The 22,067-nt window shown below is 34.1% G+C and carries 26 protein-coding genes and 1 pseudogene; 8 read left to right on the top strand and 19 right to left on the bottom strand.

Translation table 11 applies throughout. The features are described 5' to 3' along the window. Nucleotides 1–385: 385 nt before the first annotated feature. The 4 genes from xerD to spoIIM all read right to left on the bottom strand — a co-directional run bounded on the left by xerD (nt 386) and on the right by spoIIM (nt 3,014). Nucleotides 386–1,279, bottom strand: a complete 894-nt coding sequence (gene xerD / locus NSS71_RS09855) for a site-specific tyrosine recombinase XerD (protein ID WP_047940679.1) — start codon at nt 1,277–1,279, stop codon at nt 386–388. 4 nt (nt 1,280–1,283) lie between these two features. Further along, on the bottom strand, nt 1,284–1,514 hold the full coding sequence (locus tag NSS71_RS09860; protein ID WP_047940308.1) for a YqzK family protein: 231 nt from the start codon (nt 1,512–1,514) through the stop codon (nt 1,284–1,286). Between the two features lie 222 nt (nt 1,515–1,736). Continuing rightward, nucleotides 1,737–2,201 (bottom strand): ferric iron uptake transcriptional regulator, encoded by a 465-nt coding sequence (gene fur / locus NSS71_RS09865; protein WP_047940307.1) that lies wholly within the window; start codon nt 2,199–2,201, stop codon nt 1,737–1,739. A gap of 147 nt (nt 2,202–2,348) precedes the next feature. Further along, nucleotides 2,349–3,014 carry a stage II sporulation protein M gene (gene spoIIM / locus NSS71_RS09870; RefSeq protein WP_047940306.1) on the bottom strand — a complete coding sequence of 222 codons (666 nt, stop codon included), beginning with the start codon at nt 3,012–3,014 and terminating at the stop codon, nt 2,349–2,351. A gap of 153 nt (nt 3,015–3,167) precedes the next feature. On the opposite strand from spoIIM, the gene NSS71_RS09875 reads away from it, so the two are divergent. Next, complete coding sequence (locus NSS71_RS09875) at nt 3,168–3,725, top strand: GNAT family N-acetyltransferase (protein WP_047940305.1); 558 nt, start codon at nt 3,168–3,170, stop codon at nt 3,723–3,725. 39 nt (nt 3,726–3,764) lie between these two features. Here the strand turns inward: NSS71_RS09875 and NSS71_RS09880 are convergent, their stop codons facing one another. Together NSS71_RS09880 and NSS71_RS09885 are read right to left on the bottom strand one after the other, a co-directional pair. After that, entirely contained in the window at nt 3,765–4,931 is a 1,167-nt protein-coding gene (locus tag NSS71_RS09880) for an endonuclease Q family protein (RefSeq protein ID WP_047940304.1), read from the bottom strand. Between the two features lie 2 nt (nt 4,932–4,933). Beyond that, nucleotides 4,934–5,482: an NUDIX hydrolase gene (locus NSS71_RS09885; protein ID WP_341151612.1), complete on the bottom strand. Its 549-nt coding sequence runs from the start codon at nt 5,480–5,482 to the stop codon at nt 4,934–4,936. Between the two features lie 90 nt (nt 5,483–5,572). Here NSS71_RS09885 and mciZ point away from each other — a divergent pair, with 90 nt between their 5' ends. The 4 genes from mciZ to NSS71_RS09905 all read left to right on the top strand — a co-directional run bounded on the left by mciZ (nt 5,573) and on the right by NSS71_RS09905 (nt 8,065). Then, nucleotides 5,573–5,713 (top strand): Z-ring formation inhibitor MciZ, encoded by a 141-nt coding sequence (gene mciZ, locus NSS71_RS09890; RefSeq protein WP_047940302.1) that lies wholly within the window; start codon nt 5,573–5,575, stop codon nt 5,711–5,713. Between the two features lie 71 nt (nt 5,714–5,784). After that, on the top strand, nt 5,785–6,696 hold the full coding sequence (locus NSS71_RS09895; protein WP_144545271.1) for an aldo/keto reductase: 912 nt from the start codon (nt 5,785–5,787) through the stop codon (nt 6,694–6,696). 465 nt (nt 6,697–7,161) lie between these two features. Next, complete coding sequence (locus NSS71_RS09900; protein ID WP_047940300.1) at nt 7,162–7,398, top strand: DUF3977 family protein; 237 nt, start codon at nt 7,162–7,164, stop codon at nt 7,396–7,398. 109 nt (nt 7,399–7,507) lie between these two features. Beyond that, a complete protein-coding gene (locus NSS71_RS09905) occupies nt 7,508–8,065 on the top strand; it encodes a cysteine hydrolase family protein (RefSeq protein WP_047940299.1) in 558 nt (185 codons plus the stop codon). Between the two features lie 73 nt (nt 8,066–8,138). On the opposite strand, the gene pdxR is transcribed toward NSS71_RS09905, so the two are convergent. Further along, entirely contained in the window at nt 8,139–9,551 is a 1,413-nt protein-coding gene (gene pdxR, locus NSS71_RS09910) for a MocR-like pyridoxine biosynthesis transcription factor PdxR (RefSeq protein ID WP_336044930.1), read from the bottom strand. A gap of 107 nt (nt 9,552–9,658) precedes the next feature. On the opposite strand from pdxR, the gene NSS71_RS09915 reads away from it, so the two are divergent. Continuing rightward, the gene (locus NSS71_RS09915; protein WP_047940297.1) at nt 9,659–10,099 is read left to right on the top strand and encodes a GNAT family N-acetyltransferase; all 441 of its coding nucleotides are present in this window, start codon (nt 9,659–9,661) and stop codon (nt 10,097–10,099) included. 196 nt (nt 10,100–10,295) lie between these two features. Then, nucleotides 10,296–11,099 carry an SMI1/KNR4 family protein gene (locus NSS71_RS09920; protein ID WP_053215559.1) on the top strand — a complete coding sequence of 268 codons (804 nt, stop codon included), beginning with the start codon at nt 10,296–10,298 and terminating at the stop codon, nt 11,097–11,099. Nucleotides 11,100–11,252: 153 nt separating this feature from the next. Here NSS71_RS09920 and NSS71_RS09925 read toward each other — a convergent pair whose 3' ends face one another. Continuing rightward, nucleotides 11,253–12,230, bottom strand: a complete 978-nt coding sequence (locus tag NSS71_RS09925; RefSeq protein ID WP_061798380.1) for an HD domain-containing protein — start codon at nt 12,228–12,230, stop codon at nt 11,253–11,255. A 157-nt stretch (nt 12,231–12,387) separates the two neighbouring features. Between NSS71_RS09925 and NSS71_RS09930 the strand changes: the two genes are divergently transcribed. Further along, nucleotides 12,388–12,696, top strand: a complete 309-nt coding sequence (locus NSS71_RS09930) for a hypothetical protein (protein WP_235850459.1) — start codon at nt 12,388–12,390, stop codon at nt 12,694–12,696. Nucleotides 12,697–12,907: 211 nt separating this feature from the next. On the opposite strand, the gene NSS71_RS09935 is transcribed toward NSS71_RS09930, so the two are convergent. From NSS71_RS09935 to NSS71_RS09985, 11 genes and pseudogenes are all read right to left on the bottom strand, one after another. Beyond that, nucleotides 12,908–13,459 carry a DUF402 domain-containing protein gene (locus NSS71_RS09935; protein ID WP_236691774.1) on the bottom strand — a complete coding sequence of 184 codons (552 nt, stop codon included), beginning with the start codon at nt 13,457–13,459 and terminating at the stop codon, nt 12,908–12,910. A gap of 9 nt (nt 13,460–13,468) precedes the next feature. Further along, the gene (locus tag NSS71_RS09940) at nt 13,469–14,044 is read right to left on the bottom strand and encodes a histidine phosphatase family protein (protein WP_047941058.1); all 576 of its coding nucleotides are present in this window, start codon (nt 14,042–14,044) and stop codon (nt 13,469–13,471) included. Continuing rightward, nucleotides 14,035–14,775, bottom strand: coding sequence for an alpha/beta hydrolase family protein (locus NSS71_RS09945; RefSeq protein ID WP_235850598.1), 741 nt, complete (start codon nt 14,773–14,775; stop codon nt 14,035–14,037). Before NSS71_RS09945 ends, NSS71_RS09940 begins: the two co-directional genes overlap by 10 nt. Nucleotides 14,776–14,803: 28 nt before the next feature. Continuing rightward, complete coding sequence (locus NSS71_RS09950; RefSeq protein WP_047941060.1) at nt 14,804–15,346, bottom strand: DUF4269 domain-containing protein; 543 nt, start codon at nt 15,344–15,346, stop codon at nt 14,804–14,806. A gap of 2 nt (nt 15,347–15,348) precedes the next feature. After that, nucleotides 15,349–16,203, bottom strand: coding sequence for a DUF2785 domain-containing protein (locus NSS71_RS09955; protein WP_053215598.1), 855 nt, complete (start codon nt 16,201–16,203; stop codon nt 15,349–15,351). A gap of 41 nt (nt 16,204–16,244) precedes the next feature. Then, nucleotides 16,245–16,604, bottom strand: coding sequence for a GNAT family N-acetyltransferase (locus tag NSS71_RS09960; protein WP_053215599.1), 360 nt, complete (start codon nt 16,602–16,604; stop codon nt 16,245–16,247). Between the two features lie 266 nt (nt 16,605–16,870). Beyond that, nucleotides 16,871–17,282 (bottom strand): annotated as a pseudogene (locus NSS71_RS09965) (NUDIX hydrolase). A gap of 90 nt (nt 17,283–17,372) precedes the next feature. Continuing rightward, on the bottom strand, nt 17,373–18,086 hold the full coding sequence (locus NSS71_RS09970) for a DUF4367 domain-containing protein (RefSeq protein WP_047941061.1): 714 nt from the start codon (nt 18,084–18,086) through the stop codon (nt 17,373–17,375). Further along, complete coding sequence (locus NSS71_RS09975) at nt 18,070–18,600, bottom strand: RNA polymerase sigma factor (protein WP_047941062.1); 531 nt, start codon at nt 18,598–18,600, stop codon at nt 18,070–18,072. Before NSS71_RS09975 ends, NSS71_RS09970 begins: the two co-directional genes overlap by 17 nt. 127 nt (nt 18,601–18,727) lie before the next feature. Next, the gene (locus NSS71_RS09980) at nt 18,728–19,489 is read right to left on the bottom strand and encodes a GNAT family N-acetyltransferase (protein WP_047941063.1); all 762 of its coding nucleotides are present in this window, start codon (nt 19,487–19,489) and stop codon (nt 18,728–18,730) included. A gap of 127 nt (nt 19,490–19,616) precedes the next feature. Then, nucleotides 19,617–22,016 (bottom strand): Ig-like domain-containing protein, encoded by a 2,400-nt coding sequence (locus NSS71_RS09985; protein WP_053215600.1) that lies wholly within the window; start codon nt 22,014–22,016, stop codon nt 19,617–19,619. Between the last annotated feature and the right edge of the window lie 51 nt (nt 22,017–22,067).

The following is a 22,067-nucleotide window of genomic DNA, read 5'->3' on the forward strand; positions in this document are numbered from 1 at the left end:
TCCTTGAGCCTTATAAGGATGAAATGGATTTAATATTTTATTGCTTTTATAAATGTGAAAGTTAAATAACGAAAAAGGAGTTTTCTTAATGAGGATTTATTGAAAGAATACTTAGAATTGAGGACTTTTAGAAAGATACAAATACTTAAAGGATTCTTATCCGAATAAACAAAATATATGGAAATGGATCCGAGTAAAAAACTATATTTGAATGAAGCTGATGAGGAAGAGTACATTTAATTACAACAAAAATAGCCCCAAGACTTCAATTTATCCAGGAGCTATCCGTAAACTATACTTTTCCTGCTACTGTTTTATAAGTTTGCTGACAGTGTCTTTTTCTCCTTACTATTTACCCTTTTAAACAAAAACTATCTCCCGCCCACTAGGCACGAGGATGAAATTGACTATATACATCTTTCAATCTAGTTTTTGTTACATGGGTGTATATTTGAGTTGTTGAGATATCAGCATGACCGAGCATTTCCTGCACCGCTCTTAAATCAGCACCATTTTCTAATAAATGAGTTGCAAACGAATGTCTTAATGTGTGCGGTGTTATTTCTTTTTCAATATGGGCTTCCTTCCCTAAACGCTTTAAAATTTTCCAAAAGCCTTGTCTTGTTAATCGATTGCCATGGTGATTTAGAAACAAGGAATGCTCCGTGGATTTCTTTTGGTTTAAAAATGTTGGTCTCCCTTGATGCAAATAATCCTTCAATGCCCTCGTAGCTGCTCCGCCAATAGGGATGATTCTTTCTTTGTTCCCTTTTCCGATACAGCGGATAAACCCCATTGTAAGATGAACATCATCCATATTTAAATTGATCAACTCACTCACACGGATTCCTGTTGCATAGAGAAGCTCAAGCATCGCTTTATCTCTGAGTCCATAATGGTCATTTTTATGAGGAAAATCAAGCAGTGCTTCTACTTCCTCCATGGATAGAACTTTAGGCAATGTTCTTTCTGCCTGCGGTGTTTCAATATGTACAGTTGGATCCTCTTCAAGCACACGATCCCGGAATAAAAATTGATGAAATGCACGAATAGATGCTATATGTCGTGCGATTGTTTTAGAGGACTTTCCTTGGTCCTTTAAAAAACCTAAAAAGCGAATAATGTGGGAACGCTGTATTTCTTTGAGATTACATTGTTCTACATTTTTCATATATTTTATATAGCTTTTTAAGTCTCTTTCATATGATACAAGTGTATTACTCGCTAAACCCTTTTCCACTAATAAATAATGTATAAAATCTTTTAATTGATCTTCCATAGGACTATTCCCCATTTAAGTAAAACAGGAATATTCGATCCCTCCATGAATATTTTTCTGTTTCCAGACTATTATCTGCATTCACCTTGATGGCAGAACCTGATGGCTCATCATAGCGATGTAGTTGTTGATATTCTTGATTAAACCAAACGATTGCATAATAAAAAAGAATCGTACATCCTGTAAATAGGAGAAATACTTTTAGTGTATTTATAATTGCTTTTGTCCATCTCATCCAAAATCCCTCCATAACTTCTATAATACAAGCTATGCCAGATTGGACATTTAATATACCTAATGGACCTATTATTCTTATTATAATAGAAATAAATATTATTTAAAGCGTTAAATTCCCCCTTCGTTTTCATTTGATATCCTATGAATATGTGATAAAGGTAACATTCCTTCTTTGAATTAGTAAATAACAAAAATAAAAAACCTTCTCAACTGAAAAGGTTTATTCTGCGGATGAAACATCCTCGTTTTTTTCCGTGCAACGATGACAAATACCATGAAATGTTAGACGATGATCTTTAATTTTAAAATTCCAGTCACGCTCTACTAATTTCTCTACATCTCCTAGTAAATCTTCTTGAATTTCATCCACTGCTCCACATTCAATACATACTAAATGGTGATGAAAGTGGGCTGCACCTTCTTGTCTCAAATCATACCTAGAAACACCGTCACCAAAATTTATTTTATCAACAATTTTCAATTCCGTAAGTAGTTCAAGTGTGCGATATACGGTTGCCAATCCAATTTCAGGAGATTTCTCTTTAACGAGTAAGTAAACATCTTCTGCACTGAGATGGTCTTCTTCATTTTCTAATAATACTCGAACTGTTGCTTCCCTTTGGGGAGTTAATTTATAGCTCGAAGAATGCAACAGCTTTTTTATTCTATCTATTCTACTTTCCATTCCGAAAGTCCCTCCCTAGCCACTGTCCATCTCATTATAACAGAAGTAGGAAAAGAATCCTAATAAAAATTATTATAAATAACAATTAATAATAATTATTAATTTACAATGACTATCAACGATAATGAATGAAGCAGCACCCCTCTATTAAAAAGGGATAGTAATAATAATAGATTGTACCATATTAATGACAGCTTTCATTAATAATGGCGAAATATATGCCTCTACTGCAGCAGCAATGCCGATTACTATAAAGGCCATTATTAGAAGAATAGTATATCTAGCAAACAGCGGCAGCATTGGTTCTCCCTTTTTCTTCATAAACTGCTGGCGAATCATTTTAAAAGAGAATGCTACTGATAGTGTAGCAGAAATTATAAAAATTGGAATAACAATTAGATTTTGCGGCAGAACCGACACAAATGATAGTAGAAATCCATGCCATCCCATTTGATTTACTAAAAAGCCAACTGTGAAACCAACTACCATTCCTTTAATAAATAGTAGAATTAAAATAATAGGCAATCCTATGATCGAAATACCTAACAGCCAAATAAAACCAATATACTTACTATTATGCGAAAAGCTTTGAAAAAACAAATCTTTGCTGTCCGCTACTTGTCCATTCGAAACCTGTCCAAAAAACTGTGTTAAATAATAATAGAGATCTTCCTTTTGGGAGAGAGACAAACTATTCACTACAATTGCACCAAAAATAACCCCCATTAAAAACAATACAATGATAAATAAGTAAATTGAGGAATGATCGCGTATATGATTCACTAGGATATTCTGATATTTTTTCTTTTTCATTGCCTTTCCTCCCGCCAAGTCTGTTAGTTAATGTTTATGCAAAAAAAAAGGGCATATGACTATAAATCTATTATTAATAGAAATGAAAAAATAATCAGATTATTATATTATTGATTATAGAGATAGATAGATTAACAAATTGAGGTGAGTGTTTTGAAACCAGTATTAATCGATTTACCAGAAACGATCGAAACAGAAAGGCTAGTCATACGCCCCTGTATGCCAGGAGATGGCAAAGATGTATATGAAAGCATTCAGCGGTCAAAAGAAGACTTTAAACCTTGGATGAGTTTTGCCAATCAGGAGGAAACACTAGAAGAAGTGGAAGCAGGCGTACGAGAATCATATGCCAAATATATTTTAAGAGAAGATATTCGATTACATATTTATTTAAAAGCAACAAATGAATTTATTGGATCAACCGGTCTACATTCAATCGATTGGAAAGTCCGCGTGTTTGAAATTGGCTATTGGTGTGATTCAGCTCATACAGGAAAAGGCTATATTACCGAAAGTACAAAAGCATTAATAAAGTTCGCACAAAGTACTCTTGAGGCTAATCGTATTGAGATACGAGTAGATTCCACCAACATGAAAAGCCGTGCTATCCCAGAAAAACTCGGCTTCTCATTAGATGGAATTTTGAAAAATGAGACACTAAGTGCCGATACAGAAGAATTAAGAGATATTTGTCTTTATTCTTTGACATAATGAAGAAATCCCACAAATGATTATGTGGGATTTTTGATATTACTTATCTACTCTGACCTTGCCGTATTTGCCGCCCCCGCCAACTTGCAAGTCTACCATTCCCGTTCTTGCTGCAACAATATAATCTGCCACTTTCTTTGGCACAATCTCCACTAGTTTTTCATAGGGGGCTTCATGAATGATTTGCATTTCAGTTGAAAAATAATCGAGTAATTTTTGCAGCGTTTTTTTTCCTAATCCAGGTATATATTCTAACGGTATTTGATGAATATACGGAGGTCTACTAGGTGCACTGGCTGCATCTTTTAAATCGCTAATCCTTGCTGCCACCCCTTTTACCCATTTATGACTTCCGCATTCTGTGCAGATCCCTGTCGTTTCCGAGAATGGAGCATAGCATTTCATGCAAACTGTTTCGTGATATTTACCTAATTTCGGATCTAATCCATAATTGGCAATGATTTTTCTACCGTCTTCTTGATGAAGTACTTTTGCAAATTCAGCAAAAGAAGCGTCCTCCATTTCCATGACCTGATATTCCCGAGCCATTTTTTCTAAAGAATGAGCATCAGAATTGGTTATAAATGAAAAAGAATGTAATTCTGCGATTTGGTCTGCCATCTCGGTATCAGAACTCAAACCAAGCTCAATCCCATCAATCATTTTCTCGTCAAAAACTTCTTTAAAGGAACGATTAACTCCGCTACCATATAAACTTTTAAACGGTGTGAAGACATGGGCAGGAACGAATAGTCCATTTAATTCCTTTACTTTATACTGTAATTCTTTTCCACTGATATAAAGGCGCTGCGAGCTTAATGTTACATTTTTCATATGGTGAGAAATCCAATTAGAAAATTCCCTCATTTTAGCCAACGTCGGTAGATAGCATAGCACATGAATAGGACCCTTACAGAAAGAATCATATATTTCGAGCTCTGAGCCAAGAATAATCGTGATTTCTTCCATTCTCACCCCACCATCGGCTAATTCCAGCATCTTCCCTTGTGCTATTAACTCCTCCATTTCCAATATTACCTCAGGAGAATGGCAATCAATGATCCCAATCATATCAAGACCTTTTTGCTTACTGGCATATTCTATGATTGCCGTTAAAGTTAAGTTTCTTGATGCTGTTATTTTTACCGGTTTCCCGCTCTTTGTTCTACCAATATGGATATGTAAATCAGTGTAATACGAATTCATTTTTACTCCTTTAAATTTGCAATTTGTAAATATTGTACCCCAAAAATCGTTTTAGCATCAAAAATACGCTTTTCTTTGATAAATTCCAATGCCTCATCTAGTGAAATTTCTAATACATTCACAAACTCATCTTCATCAAGTCCTGCTGCATTTTCTTTTTGCTTTAATCCTTTTGCCACATATACATGAATAATTTCATCAGCAAATCCTGGGGAAGTATAGAATGAGCTTACCAATTCTAGAGATTCACATTCATATCCCGTCTCTTCTTCTAACTCTCTTCTAGCACAAAGAGCTGGTTCTTCGCCTTTTTCTAATTTCCCAGCAGGAATCTCCACAATTACTTTTTCAAGCGGCTTTCTATATTGTTCTACCATAACTAGTTTATTATCATCCGTTATCGCTATTACAGCAACCGCGCCTGGATGCTTTACAAGTTCTCGCGTGGACGTTTTCCCATTCGGCAATTCGACCTCATCCACTTGAACTTGAATGATTCTCCCACTATAAATATGCTCTGTTTTTAATGTTTTTTCTTCCAATGTACTCATTTGACACACTCCTGTTCTATTAAGCCAAAGCTCTGACATATAGATTATTATACTTCATTTCTGTTCAATGGAAAGGATTGGGGGAAGCTTTTGAAAGTATATATCCAGGAAAAAGGAATTATTTTATCAGGAAAGGCTTGGGAAATCCGCTATATTCTTAAAAAATACCAAACGGAATTTACTTATGTAAAAGATTGGATAAACGCAAATGCTGACAGCTCTCAAAAATAAGCCATATTCTTTGTGAATAAACAGCATCTTTCGTACAATAAGAGATATCTTTAATGGAGAGGTGTTCAATTTTGCAAAAGTCTCAATTAGGCAATTCTAACTTATTTGTTTCCAAATTAGGTCTAGGCTGTATGAGTCTCGGTACCGAAGAAAAAACTGCTTTCCCAATTTTAGAAGCAGCACTTGAAGAAGGAATTAATTATTTTGACACAGCGGATCTATATGATCAAGGGAAAAATGAGCAATTGCTCGGTCAGTTTTTCAAGAATAATCGCGAAGATGTCATTCTTGCTACAAAGGTAGGCAATAAGTGGGAAGAAGGACAAGAAGGCTGGGTTTGGGATGCAAGTAAAGCCTATATTAAAGAACAAGTAAAACAAAGCCTAAAGCGCCTTGGCACAGATTATATTGATTTATATCAGCTGCACGGAGGCACGATGGAAGATCCAATAGAGGAAACGATTGAGGCATTTGAAGAATTAAAAGAAGAAGGATTTATTCATTATTATGGTATTTCCTCCATTCGTCCCAATGTCATTCGCGAATATGTGAAACGTTCTTCAATTGTTTCTGTCATGATGCAATACAGCATTTTGGACAGACGTCCTGAGGAAGAAGCACTGCCATTACTTGCCGAAAACAATATTAGTGTTGTCACTCGCGGACCGGTTGCAAAAGGTCTTTTAAGTCCTAAATATCGCGAAAAACTATCGGAGAAAGGCTATTTAGATTATTCTCGAGAAGAATTGACAGAAGTATTACAAACACTGGAACAGAAATTCTTAGATAATCGTACACTTACAGAGGCTGCCGTGCAATATAATTTAGCTCATCCCGCCGTCGCTAGCATCATTGCAGGAGCAAGCTCAGCAGAACAGCTTCGCGCTAACGCAAAAGCAGTTAACAGTGCCCCTCTATCTGCGGATGAACTAGCATTCATTAAAAAAATTTCCAAAGCATCTGTTTATGAAGCACATCGTTAATAGGATAAGTGTTTTTTCGGAGCTTGTTCCCCGAATGGTTCATGGAATTTTCTATGAACCATTTTTATGATGGATGAATGCTGATATTACTCACTGTTTTTGAAAAGGTGGGGCTCATCTTGGTTATGAACGCTAGTTTTGAGCTCTGTCTCTTGAATAATGGTTTTCATCTTGCCTATGAACACCTTTTTTCTACTCTATCTATTGAATAGTTGTTTTCATCTCGAATATGAACACCTTTTTTGGGCTCTATCTATTGAATAGTTGTTTTCATCTCAAATATGAACACCTTTTTTGGGCTCTATCTATTGAATAGTTGTTTTCATCTTGCTTATGAACACCTTTTTTTGAGCTCTGTCTCTTGAAAAGCGGTGTTCATCTTGGTTATGAACGATGATTTTAACACCAATATATTATTCTTATCGAAATAACACCTTAACTAAATAGTAGAAACGAGGAATCACTTTGAAATACATAGAATTTGGTATAGGCAACAAATGGCTTATACGAACAGAAACAGAATTACAAGATGGAACAGAGTTTGAGGAAAAAGGAATAAAGAGACCTATTAAATTTCAATCATTATATACTAGAATTTGGGTTGGAAAAACAGTGCTTATTATCGACTCAAAAGAAGGATTTAAAAAAGCTACTAAAAATAGAAAATCCTTCAAATTAATACTTGGAATAAAAAGCCTCTAAAAGTTTATTTAACCTTCCTTAATCTCCAAAAGGAAAAGCTCTCTCCAATCGCGAATATAATATCGTAGTTAAAAAGCTACTACTATTCTTGTTTAAAGGGGTTTTTCGATTGAATCAAGCATTATTAATTATTGATGTACAACAAGAGCTGGTTGAAGGAAATGCGGAAACAAAAGGAGTCTATAACAAACAAGGTTTATTAGAAACAATCAATTTAGTAATAAAGAAAGCTATTGAATCAGGGATAGAGATCATTTTTGTAAGAGATAAAGATGTTGCAGGAGGAAAAGGACCTGGATTTGACATTCACTCCGATATAAATGTCCCTCGCGAAGTTAAAATCTTTGATAAATATGCAACCAATGCGTTCTATGGAACAGGTTTATTAGAGTATCTACAGGAAAAAGAAATGCACCATCTTGTTATTATGGGTTGCGAAACTCCTTATTGTATTGATACAGCGGTCCGAACAGCAACGGTTAATCATATGGATGTCACGCTAGTTGGGGATGGCCATTCCACAACTGATTCTTCTATCCTTTCTGCCGAGACCATTATAAAACATCACAATACAATATTACATGGCCATTATAATGTCGATCATTTTTCCATAGTTCGCAATTCTGCCGAGGATTTGTTTACACCTACTCATGATACATATCGATAATTTTCCCGCAAGAATAATCTAAAATTCCTAAACAAAAGTCATCTTAAAAATGGCTTTTGTTTAGCTAATTTCATTAATCACTCCCGATCTCCCAAGCACTTCTCAGTAAACCAATACCCTCTTCCATTTCTGTGTCTGTTAATCCCCCATACCCTAAAATTACTTTTGGATTACCTGTATAGCGTTTCTCAAAGTAATACAAGGAAAGCGGATATACCTTAACTCCAAAGATCAATGCCTTTTCTATTAATTGTGTTTCTGTCCACTCAGTATGAACTTCTAAAACAATATGAAGGCCAGCATTTTCTCCAATCACTTTTACAAATCCACCTAAATGATGTTGAATCGTTTGCAGTAATACTTGGCGCTTCTTTCGATATAATGTTCTCATTTTATTTAAATGACTATTCCAATGGCCCTCTTTAATAAAACGATATAAAGTGTCTTGGTGCATGCGAGAAACAGTCTGTTTATACACGGTAAAATGCTTCCTATATGTAGAATATAAAGATTTCGGGAGGACAGCAAAGCTTATGCGCAGAGATGGAATTAAGGATTTTGAGAAGGTTCCTAGATAAATAATCCGATTGTTCTTATCTAGTCCTTGAAGTGCCGGAATCGGCTTTCCTTTATAGCGATACTCCCCATCATAATCATCTTCTATTATATAACCTCCGTTTTTTTCTGCCCATTTAAGCAATTCTAATCGACGTGTAATAGGCATAATCATTCCATAAGGAAACTGATGAGAAGGCGTTACATAAGCAATATTTGCTTTACTCTCATTCAATTGCGAAACATTCATGCCATTGTCATCAACCGAAATTGGTAAAACTTTAATCCCCATATCTTGAAAAACTACTCTAATTCGATGATAGCCCGGATTTTCAAGGGCGTATGTTTTATCCCTTCCGATCAATAAACCAATTAACCCAATTAGCATTTGCGTACCTGCACCTAGAATAATGTGGTCGGGATGACAGTTTACGCCTCTTGTCGCATATAAGTGTTTAGCAATCTGCTCTCTTAAATTAAATTCCCCTTGTGGATCTCCATTCGAAAACCAGAAGTTTTGGTCTTCATATATCGATTGCATAGAAAGTTTTCTCCAAGTAGTATAGGGAAAATAGCTACTATCGACATTTCCTGAATTAAAGTCTATTTTCACAGGCTTTGCCTGTTCCACCTTTTGCTTTTCCTTATTCTCTTCAGTATCGAGCCAGCTACGAAATTCTTCATCAATAGTTAATACAAATAATCCTTTTCGCGGAATACTTTCCACATATCCTTCTGCACAAAGTTGATCATAGGCCGATTGGACTGTGTTTAAACTAATTTGCAAATGTTCCGCCAGCTTTCTTTTCGATGGCAATTTTTCATTCGGTGAAATATGTTTATTCATAATTTCTTGTTTAATAAAATCCGCTAACTGCATATAAAGGGGCTTTCCACTATCCTTCTGTAAAATTGGTGTTAATTCTAGCATTAGTATCCACTCCTCCCCTTCAGCTGATACCTTTAAAAAGAACAATTCTGGCACTTTAGATTATACCAGATTGCCATTACATTAGAGATAGAAAGGGAGGATTGGATATGTTAAATGACCAATTACTTATTAAAGAATTAACTTCTGAAGCAGAATGGGAAAAAGCTTTTCCTGTTATGAAACAATTGAGAACGCAATTAAATTTGGATACTTATCTTACATTAGTGTCAGAGTCTGTTCAAAAAGAAGACTACCGTTTGATTGCACTTTATAATCAGAATGAAATTGTCGCCCTTTGTGGGTTTATGCCTATGATAACCTTGTATAACGGCAAATTCATCTGGGTATGCGAATTAATTACAGACAGCAAGCATCGGTCGAAAGGATATGGAAAGGTATTATTAAACTATGTTCATGAGTGGGCTGTCGCTAATGACTATCCTATCGTGTCTTTATCCTCTGGTTTACAGCGAATCGATGCCCATCGCTTTTATGAAGAGAAAATGGAATATGATAAAGTAAGCTATGTTTATCTGAAAAAAATCTAATGGAAAGTAAAAGAGACATTTGCTGCTTAAGGAAATGTCTCTTTTATCGTTACTTGAAAAATACTCGTAAAAAACCCCCTTTTTCTTCATAACTACCTTCATTTATAACTTTTAACATCATCAGGACTTTCTAGCTTTTTTTTCCATTTTAAACATATAATGATATATTAAACTAGTAGAAGGGAGAATGATAATTATGAAAAAAATTTGGAATTTAGAAGATGACTATTATACATTAGATGCAATCACCCAAGAAGATATTGATTTTGCTGAAAAGTGCTTATTATGCAAATTACCTGAGGAATATATAAACCATTTAAAAATTAGAAATGGCGGTTCGCTAATAGACGATGCTCTACCAGTTAAATTTCAAAATTCTTGGGCAGATGATCATATTCCAGTCCCTTTTTTATACGGTATAAAAAAAGGCGAAGGTATACTTCAAACAAAAGAATTATTAAAAGAATGGGGAATTGAGGAAGACAGTTTTGTAATTATTAGTGGAGATGGTCACTATTGGATTGTTCTTGACTATAGAACTAGTAAAACGGAACCGAAAATAACATTTATTGATACTGATTTTGATTTAATAGAAGTTGTTTTTAATTCATATACCGAAATGATAGATTCTTTATATATACATGAATATGAAGATGAGGACTTTGAACAATATGAGGATGAAATTTCATTAGAAAACGCAAAAAATTTAATCCAAAGCAATGATTCTGAGGAAATAATATATGGAATATCTTTATGGGTAGGACAAATGGAGGAAATAGAGTCTTTAATTAAAATACTATTTGATTTTATTAAACTTAATAAAGATTCAGATGTTGTCTATAATTCTTTTGAAGAACTAACTAATTTAGTAGTTAATGACATGATAAGTAACAAAGATCTTGCAAAGAATACCGCTCAAAGATTATTAGCTGAAATGGAGAAACAGAATGATTCTGATCTGGATCCATTTAAGTATTTAGTAAAACAACATTTCAATTAAAAGTAATTACACCATCATTTCTATAAACAGAAAGCAAAAGTAAAAAGGCCGAATTCGACATATTGTAAATTCCGCCCTTTTACTTTTGAGTAATGACATCATTTAGAGTACAAAGTGATGAAAAAAACAATAAAAAAACTGATCATCAAACTCTTACGATTCTATCACTTTTACATAAGCACCTTTCTTCGCTTTTTGCAAAGCTGCATGATTCATCCCTTGAATTTTTTGCGAAAGGCTTGAAGCACTTATTAGTTTATTTCGGCAGAAAATTAATGGGTCAATAAGTCGAACCTTATTCTTTAAATGGATATCAAAATCCTCTTCATCTTCGATTACTTTCACACTGGGATGGAGCTTATTCCATAGCATTTGGAGCTCCACATTCTTGGCTGTACTTATTTTATGAATTAACTCCTTATCCTCCCCTAAAAAATCGGAAAATTGTATGATGCTATGAGCTAAAGCTGCTTTTAAAACTTTTGTTAACTGGTCATATCCATAAATATTTAATGGATGCATGAAAAAATCGATGACCTCTTTGTAATAGGTTTCAACAAACCATTCTGCCGAATCGACATGTTGTAAACACATTTTCCCTTCAACTATTACAACATTTTCTAAAAATCCCTCTACTTCCTTTAACGATATTTTTCCATATGTATACATATCCCGTAATGTATAGTCCACACGATCGGCACATAATTTTGGTGCAGGCTGCTCCAAAATCGTCCATTTAGAATCGTCTCCGATTATTTTCTCATAGTCATAATGATATTTTTCTAAGATTATCGGTATTTCAGAATCTTTTATCACAGAAAGAAATATTTCCTCATGATAATTCTCATTCTGTTTATCTAAGACAAAGTCAATAATATGGGAAAAGGCAGTATGAGACACATCATGCAATAAACCAGCAATTTGTTCCTCTATCGAACCTCCAAGCTTTCGGATTAAAAGCATAACCCCAATTGAATGCTCATAGCGCGTTACATTCCAGTTTTCATTTACTAAATAACTTGCTCCTCCTTGATGAATTCCTTTTAATCGCTGGATTGGCTTACTTTCTATTAATTCTATTAAAACTTTTTCTATCTCAAAATTCCCGTACAGTTTATCAGATATTAGCAAAATTATTCTCCCTTTTATTCAATGTAAAAATACAACTTTTTTTAAAAAATTACATACACTTCCAATAATTGTATAGTAAAGTATACATATAAAGTTTTATCTTGTCATGTTTTCAAAAAATGAATTTATGAAAAGCAAATCTGAAAGGAGTATGAATGTGCATCAGAATATCAGAGAAAACCAAAGTAATAAAAGCAGCCTTTTAGGTGTACTGTCGATTCTTTTTCCTATTGTCCTTGGACTATTGATTCTTAATTTTTTTACAGACATCATTCCGTTGGAGAAGATTCAAGGGTTACCTGTTCTTATGCCGCTCTTTTTGTGTCCATTTGGAGCAGTCATCGGCTTTTTAGGGTATAAACGGAATAGAGATACCCTATCACTAGTAGGTATAATTGCCAATGTAGTATTGTTTTTGTTCCCTATTTTTTACCACATACTAGGAACGCTTATAATGGGTGTTTAATATAAATTTATGAAAACCACTTGAAGTTTAGTGGTTTTCATCTACTTTTTTGTTCAGCCTCCCCTACTAACCTTTCTTTTCATATTGAAATTTAGATAAAGGAGAGAAATATTAGTAAACTTATAAAAAGACAAAACACTTTCAAATTAAAAAAGTATAAATTTGGAACTGTCTGGTTTAATAAATTAATTGGTATAAGGAAGCTTTCTAATTATTTTAACAGCCTCTCCATTTGTTTTTTCTGTACTTTAGCTAATGCTAATAAGGGGAATTGATCCCGCTTTAATTGTTCTATAATGCCGTTCGCTTCTTTCCATGCTAGGTTATACTGTTGTTTCGTGATTGAATTTTCTTTATATGCATTTTCCAGCTCCTCTTCATCCAGTAAATAAATTTGGTTAGATGGAAGCATTACAATATCTAAAAACAAATCATCCATCCAAGGAACATTTTTCTCTATTCCAATTTCCAGACAAATATCAATATACCACTGCACAATATCACCATTTGCATTAAACATAGTAGTGACAGAATGATGTTTATATAAGGGAAACTGATGAAGCCACATATAGCCATCTTCAAGGATACACACAGCTTTCTGATCATACCTTTTTGTTACTGACTCCACTACCTTTATTGAATGAAAGAGCGCCAAATATCCTGTAAACTCTTCCGTCTTCATAAACGTTTGAGCATATTGCTTTTCTATTATCCGTTTCCAGTTTTTATGATTACCAAATTTTCTTTTTACCGGTATACACACCCATCCTAATCAACATGATATCTGAAACCACCCTGTCTCTTTCGGAAAATCATCTCTACTTAACGGTCTCCCTAATATTAACTGGCGATAGGAAGTAATGGTGCCGTCATGTGAAACAATATAGATTTTCTCTTTTTTTAAATGTCTACAATTTGCTAAAAATTCTTCCGCCTGTCTTGTAAATTCACTATCTATAACAGTATTAAATCCGTTCTCCCATAATGACTCAGGGGGATTGTCGTCTAGTTCAAAGACAGGAAAAATATCTAGTATTTTCTCCTTTTCCATCATTAGATCACAAGGCAAGGTTTGTTTATTCGTTAAGAGAGGGAACATCCTTGGAGAAACATAAGGAGTTACTATTTTTTTACAATCGACTCCATCAGTCCATAGCATAGCTGTTTCCAATGTCCTTACTAAGGGGCTAATAAACACAATATCCTGAGTGGTTAAAGGCAAACGTTCCTTTAGCTTATTAGCTTGATCCCTCCCCTTTTTTGTGAGAGAAGGATTTCTTTTTTGTAAACTAGCAGGAAGGTTAAGTGTGTGTTCTCCCTCTCCATGTCGTATAAATATTAAGTCCATCTTATCCACTCATCCTTATTTTTGATTTCCTTTAACCAAGCAATAAGTTTCTCTACCATTTCGGGTGTAAATGCATGATTCACTTTTTCAAAAATTCCCCACTCCACATTGGTTCTTCCCTTCTCCTGGCTAAGATACTTATAATAATTTTCTTGACTCTCGATTGGAATTATCGTATCACTATCTCCATGCATAAGAAGAACTGGTGATAGACTCCTCGTTGTGTTTATTGGATCGTATTTCTTTAATAACTTCTCTTCTTCTTGAGACATCTCTTCTCTATCATCTCGTATACGAAATAATTTTTCTGTAAGGAGGAAGGAACCCGAGCCATTGATGTTTGCCAAGCCACTTATGTCAGGCTCTTTCGCAAAAATACCATTTGCTATAAATCCCCCCATTGAATTGCCTATTAATATGATACTGTTTTTCTTTATTCCTACTACGCCTAAAAAATCATTGAATTCATCAATAGTATGGAAAATAGTATCCCAAAAGTACTGCTGAGTAATGTTGTAATCAAAGTGATCTTCTAAAGGAAATCTTTCATCGTGATATAGGATGTCAGGAATTAATACGCCATACCCTTCTTGAGCAACTTCTTCGGCCAACTCTATGTATCCCTTCGCTGTTCCACCCCAACCATGATATAAGATTACAATTTTGTCTTTATTTTGAATATTTTTCGTAGATTGATAAAACTTCCATTCACCGATTATTTTTCTTTCCACTGTTGTCCCTGCCTTTTTCTGCTGATACTTAAATGAATCTCTTTGCTTTCCCGTATTCTATCAGCGCCTGATAAGGATCACCTTTTAATCCTAGAACCTGACAAAAAGCTGGCTCTGTTTTATAGCCTTGTTTCTTTCGTATAAGTACTTCTTCTTTTACGGATGGATTTATCCTTAAAACGGCGTGTTCAATTATCATATGGAGATACGCATATTGCTGCTTAACCGGGATAGGCTGACCAAACAATTCAAATTCAAAGCCATCAAAATAGAAATTTGCTTTTATTACTTCCACTTCTCTAATCATTAATCTTTTTAGGCGAAAATGATTCATTTTTCCAAAATAATCGATGACAATCTGGCTAAAAATTTCAAATTCGTAGACTTCCATTATAATATCTAAGTCGGAAGACTCTATATCCACTCCAATTGGAATGGTTCCGCAAAGAATTGGCTTATAAGAATGTAAAATTTCATTTATTTTTAATTTCTTCAATGCTAAATATGCTTGCTGCTGTTTAGCACTACCTCCCTGTAAATAATCTGGCGTATCAAATAGTATCCAGTCCATCGTTAATAAATCTCCTTTATAGCATGGAGTACGACTGGGTGTAGAGAAGATAAGGAAGGTTTGTCTATTATTGTCAACGATAAACTTTTTAAGAAATTTTTGCAATTCGCTACCAAGAACCAATAATTTTCTTCCTCTAATTCATTCTTATCTTTCTCTAACTCCTTCCTCCTATTTTTTATCCAAGATTCCAACACTTCCTTCTCTAAACCGTTATCTGCCATTTGTACAATGGGAATAATCATGCGTTCTTCTTCATCATGAATATAGACACTCTCCGACTGATAGATTTTACCCAAAATCGCCTTCACTATTTCTGGATAATTACTTTGCTTCATTTTTTTATTTTTGACAAGTTCATCGAAAGCATCTGCTGCATGTGCAACACTATGGGCCCATCCTTTTTCTCTAACATATCCCCTCACATCTTTTTCAAGATGTACATAGCTAATCAACTTATCCTTCACTTCAAGGATCTTTGCCCTTGATAAGAAATCATCGCGATTATCTTGATAAAGTATAAGTGCTATTAATAAAGAGGTGAAAGAACGAGTGAAAACAGAATCTGTATTCTTTTCGCCAATTCCTTTAAATAAAAATTGATCACTTATACAAATATCTAATATTTCAATTAATAGATCGTTATCTAGTTTGGATTCCAATATAAACTGACAAAATGTTTGATAAATCAAGTTATCTCTTAACTCGCTATCAGGGGAGCCAATATGTTTAAGCATGGACAGGATGACTTTCTGTTTTGTTTTTTCATCCGATGTTATTTCATCCAATTTATCATTTCCTAAGAAGTACTTTAACTCTTGTTCCTTCATTGCAATTATATTTTCTATTAAATTCAAATTCTCACTCCTATCAAAAACTAGGGAAGTATAATCCATTTTCATTTCTTTACTTTATGCATGACAAACTGTGAGTTGCTTTTTTTAAACTCATTCTTGTTGTAAAAGGAAATTAAATCTTCCTCACAAAATAAACTGATAACATCAATATTAGATAATTCATCTACCATTTTAGCAATTAGCTTTATGCCAATTCCTTTCCGATTAAAGGAGCTGGAAATAACAACATCCTCTATATACGCTCTAAAAATCCCATCCGATATTGCTCTTGCAAACCCAATGAGCTTGTTCTTTTCCCATGCACCTACAGAAGGCTTGCGAGGTGATAGAACTATATAAAAATGCAGGATGGTGGAAGGAAAGAACGGAGCAGGATATAGAAAAAATGTTATCCCAAACATTTAATTGGTTTCTCTTGCGATGTTCGTATTTCTATTTTCATGTCGTCTGCCTACCTATTTTTTATTTGTCAACTTTGTCAGCCAAAACAATTTCCAAAATACAAATTCATACCAGTCAACCTGTTATGATGCTTTTTTAGCATAAGCTTTTTAAGATCAAAACTCGGTTCGCTCCCCTTCAAAATTATACCATTAAACCTCAAAATATGATTAAATTTCCAAAACCAAAAAAGCAAAGTGACCTTCGATAAAAAAGGTCACTTTTTCTAAGATGAATGCTTTCTAGCAAAATATTCTTGCACTTTTTTAGCTACGACATTAGGTTTTACATCCATAACGGTTAAATCATCTATGTCTACCCACATAGGCAAATAAGTGCCACGATCTCGATTAGAATTAGTAAACTCTTCACCTTGCCCTGATCCAATCGTTCCATGAATGATATCAGCTAGAAAAAAATACTGAGTTCCTTGCTTCTCTAATTCTACAAGGCATTCTTTTAGTTCGACAGTTACCCCTAACTCCTCGAATGCTTCCCGTTTAGCTGCTTGCTCAGGGCGTTTCATCTGCTTCAATTCCTCCGCCAGGAAAAACAAAATAAACGGAATTATCTCTTACTCTTTTAATTAAACAAAATTTGTTCCCTTGGCTAATAACAACAGAACCCCTATTTCTCAATGTATTAACTCTCCCTTATTTTTACCATTCGGATTTTCCTCGCTAGCAATAACAATTAATTTTCCAATCACAAATTTATCATTCTGTTCTTCAATAAAATTCTATCATTTCGGCAATTTTGATTAAATCTCTTACATCTTTTACACCCGAGATAGTATATTGGTATCTATCTGTTTTTAGTATTAATTTTGGCTTTTTCTCCATATCTACTAAAACAGCCTCTTGATTATTAATCGTGATCTCGTATTCTTTTTTCACCACACTATTTATTCCGTTTCCTCGCATATTATTAGGCTTTTTTTCTGAATGGATAGAAAAATATTGGCCATTCTTTAACGGATAATCAACATTAACTAGAATGGAACGCTTTTCTTTTCTCGCACTTATTTTTGGTTCACCGACAACTACAATGGAAGATAAATTTTTAGTATTTAGGTTATATGGTAATATCGCTTCCTCTGATAGATAAACAGTTGTTTTATTTTCGATTTTATTCTGCTCTTCAACTGTAAAAACTACTCTTTCATCTTGATCCGCTTCCATATCGAAAGCTGCATTTTTTGCTGCCCCTTTTTCAAATGGGAGTGATTCCATTTCCATTTGAGTGAAAAGAAAGAGAATCACTGCCGCTCCTATAATTGCCACAAAAGGGAATGGTTGAAGTGCATTTTTCGTTTTCCGATTATTCTTCATCTGCTCCTTCAGCTTTAAATGCAAAGCATCTTTTCGTTCTTTATTCCAATATATATCAGCTTCTAAGTCCCTCAATTCTGCATCTAGTTGTTCCTTATATAATTTTTCCATTTAATTCTCCCTCCTTTTTTAATTCTTTCTCCAAAGCTCTCATGGCTCGAAATAAGGTCGACTTCACTTTAGCCTCTGACCATCCTAAAATCCCTGCCGTTTCTTCAATAGAGAATTCTTTTAATTTTCTTAGAATAATGATTTCTCGATAAGTTGATTTCAAGGTACTTAACGCCTTGTAAATTTCTAATGATTGTTCTCTGATCTGCAGCATCTCTTCAGGTAATGGATTCTCATCTTTTTTAAATAAAAAAGCTTCTTTTAGCAGTATTACCGGCTTCTTTTTTCTAATCATATCGACGGTGAGATTATGAGCAATCCGATACAGCCACGTTTTTTCACTTGCATCCCTTTTAAATGTTTCCAAGTGGATAAAAGCTTTCAAAAAAGTATCGTTTGTTAAATCTTCTGCCTGCTGATAATCTTGAATCATGATGAAAATATATTTAAAAATAGCTTCTCCAAACTTTTCATACCATTCTAAGATGATTTTATCTTTCTCATTTTCCACCATTTCCCCTCCTTTATTAAAAATTCTATGTATAGACGGATAGAGTTCTAAAAAGTTTTACTTTTTTTAAATATTTTCAAAAATAAAAAGTGGATTCCTGCAAAGAGGTCCACTTTCGGTAATTCTCTGTTTATATAAATTCCTTCATTCTTTTCATCGCAGAATGAACTGTAAGCCGGTGATAAGCGACTAATTTATTCATAAAAATCACTCCATAAACACCATATGGAGTTGGCGACAGCTTTAATAATTCTTCACGTGTTTGGAGATGGTGAATTTCTGCCTTTATTTGTAATTTACTAGCTGCTTCTATTACATTATCGATGGCTATATCGATATAGGGGCATTGCGCTGTGCGGAGAATGGTTAATTGGTTGTTATGAAGTGTCAGTCGTTCTTCCCAATCATTCGGAAAATATGGATTTGCTGCTTCATTTATTTTGTAGACTAATAACTCGAATCCATAGGGAGCATCTTCTAGTTCAGTGAAATCTTTTTTTAAGAAAACTTCCTTGCTTGGCGTCCAAGAGGTTGTTGGATTTGTTACCACGATAACGCCATCCTTTTTATGATTTTTTGCATCTTGAATTACCTTTTCAATTAGCTGAGTTGCATAGCCTTTACCCGTTATATTTACCCATAGACAATGGATGACATAGTAATTTTCCCCATATACTACTCTGGAGGAATGTTCTATGGGTGTATATTCAATAAAACCGGCCAGCTTGTCATTCTCCATTAGTTGAATATATTTCAATCCTTGTCCAAATTGATCTATTAACCATGCTTTTTTTGCTTGATAGCCTGTTGACTTCTGTTTGCTTCTTAAACAATAGCAGCCATTTGCTTGTATATTTTCTGCGGTTAATTCAATCAGCTCTATTTTATTCAAAATGTTTCTCCACTCCCCATCGCAAAATGTTCACTCATTTCTGCCAAAACTTCGAATTATAGAAACTATGGAAAAAACTATAATAATAGGATATCGCCTTTCCTTACACAAACGATATCCTATTATTTTATTTCACTTTTATTTTTGTTGCTTGACTCTTATTCTTTGCCTTATCTTGTGCATATATCAATAAGTTTGTATTTTTCTTTTGTTTTTTGATTGTCATTTTAAAGGAACCTTTTGCATCAGCTGTTGTTTTTTGCACGAATTTCTTTCCATTATAAATAGTAATAGTTGCGTTCGCTTCTGCTTTTCCAGCAATAAGTGTCGTCTTCGATGTTACATTTGTCGTAATCTTTGGCTTTGCTGGAGGAGTCTTGTCGATAACTTTTATTGCTTTGGATGTACTATTCCCAGCTGCGTCTATTATCTTAATTACTAATTTGGTTCCTGCCTTTTGTTTTGAAATCTTTATTTGGAAACGACCATCTTTTTGTACTGTACTTTTTCCTAGTTCCTTTTTACCTGCCAGTACTACAACTTTTGCATTTACTTCTCCTTTTCCTGATACAGTTGTCGACTTATCTGTAACTTCCTTAATTTGAGGTTCGTTTGGAGGTGTTTTATCGATATTTTTTATGGTTATAGACTTAACCTGTTTATTTCCTCCCAAATCTACAACAGTAAAGGTATATGTTCCATTCTTTTTCACCATGTACTTTACGTTTTCATTATTCACTTTCTTCCCATCAGGTAGCTGGATATACCGAATTCCAAAATTATCCTTTGCGGTTATTTGGAGTTCTATATCTCGGTTTGTTGGTTTCTTAGTTTTTTGTGTAATAGTAATACTCGGCTTTATTGTATCTGTAACTTTTTGGCTAAACTCGCGTACAGAATCATAGAGATTCCTACTACCAGAACTTTTCGCATATACTTTAAATTGAAAAGTTCCAGTACCTGCTGGCTGCCATTCTAGCTTATTATTCCTACTATAACTTTGTATTTTTTTCCAATTATTCCCGTCTTTTATATAAAACTCATATAGAGGATTGCTTCCTCCCGTAGTTCCTCCAATAAATGTATACATCTTGGGTGCTTGTGAACTATCTTTTTCCAGAAACACCTCTGACACTGGTTCAACAATCGTTCCAAATGTTATGACAATATCACGATCCAAGCTTTTGCCTGCATAACCGCTAATAGCATTTTTATTTATCGTTAATTTATATTTTTTTCCCTTTGTTAATAATTCTGGGAGTATATGCAAATAATTATCATCAGACTCTATTTGAATAGGAATCTTCTTATCCCCCTCCATAAGAGTTATTCCATTTCTATCCTTCCATCTAATCCCCTGATTAAAAAAGAATAAAAGTTCAGAATCGATTTCCAGATTACTATTATCTTGTCTTAAACTTGCCCACACGTCATTTTTAACATCATAAAACAATGAATCCGTTAATTCAAAGGAAGACGGCTCAGTGTTTTTCATATACTCTACATAGTTATTTCCGTTCTCATCTTCATAGATAGCAATTAATCCATTTTGATAAAAGAGAGAATGAACAAAATAATCTTCTTTTAATGAATAGTAATAATCGGCAGATCCATAGCCATAAACATCTATTCCCCCAAAACTACTAGCTATATAAGTTCTTCTTCCAGAATCATCAAAGGCAATGTCATTAAAAGTTTCATATTCATTATTTTCCTCATCATAGGCCATCCTAAATTCAAAATCGAAAGTCATATCCTCTTCTTGTACAGTTGATAAACGAAATACAACCCCATTCATATTGTACATATATTGTCCGTCTGGGCTTATAACCATTTCCGAGCTTAAATGATAGTCTCCGTGATATGGGGAGTCATAATGGTCTACAATCTTGCCATTATCAATTAGATAGGCATAGGCATCTATTGGACTTATTGCTGAGTCCAATGTATAAAGACGGTGTAACTTTTCATTGTAGGAAATACTAGATTCCATGTAAATGGATGTATTATCATCGCCAGCATCTTCTGCTACTTCTTTTTTCGAATTTAAGGAATAAACCTTAATAGTTTCCCATTGATTAGAACCAGGAGTTATATAAAGGTAGCCATTCTGATCGATCGCAATATCCCATGGATCTGTGGATATTGGAAAGGTATCTAATAAAGTAAAACTTCCGGCATCCACTTCTGCAATGGCTCCTTTTAAGCCCTTTTCCGTATAATATGAATGTTTCATTAAATGCTGAGTCACATAGACTTTGTCCTTGTATACTTCCACTTTTTCTGCTGGGTATTTAAGATTTATCTTTTTTATTTCTCCCGTTAGATAATTTACTCTATGCAAAATAGGCTTACCTGTTTCTACCATATAAATATATGGGCGATTTGGATCAATCACTGCATCATCTGCTTGGAAATTAATCGATATCGCATTTGAAGCTGCCTTTATTTTGCTGTTAGAACCATAAGGAACAAATAATGATAACAGCAGTATAATAGCTATAAATAAATGCACTTTTTTTCGCAAAAAACTCTCCCCCTGTAAGTCTCTCTATAATCGTTGTTTAGTTTCATTAAT

The sequence above is a fragment of the Niallia sp. FSL W8-0951 genome (assembly GCF_038006525.1).
Lineage (GTDB): Bacteria > Bacillota > Bacilli > Bacillales > Cytobacillaceae > Niallia > Niallia circulans.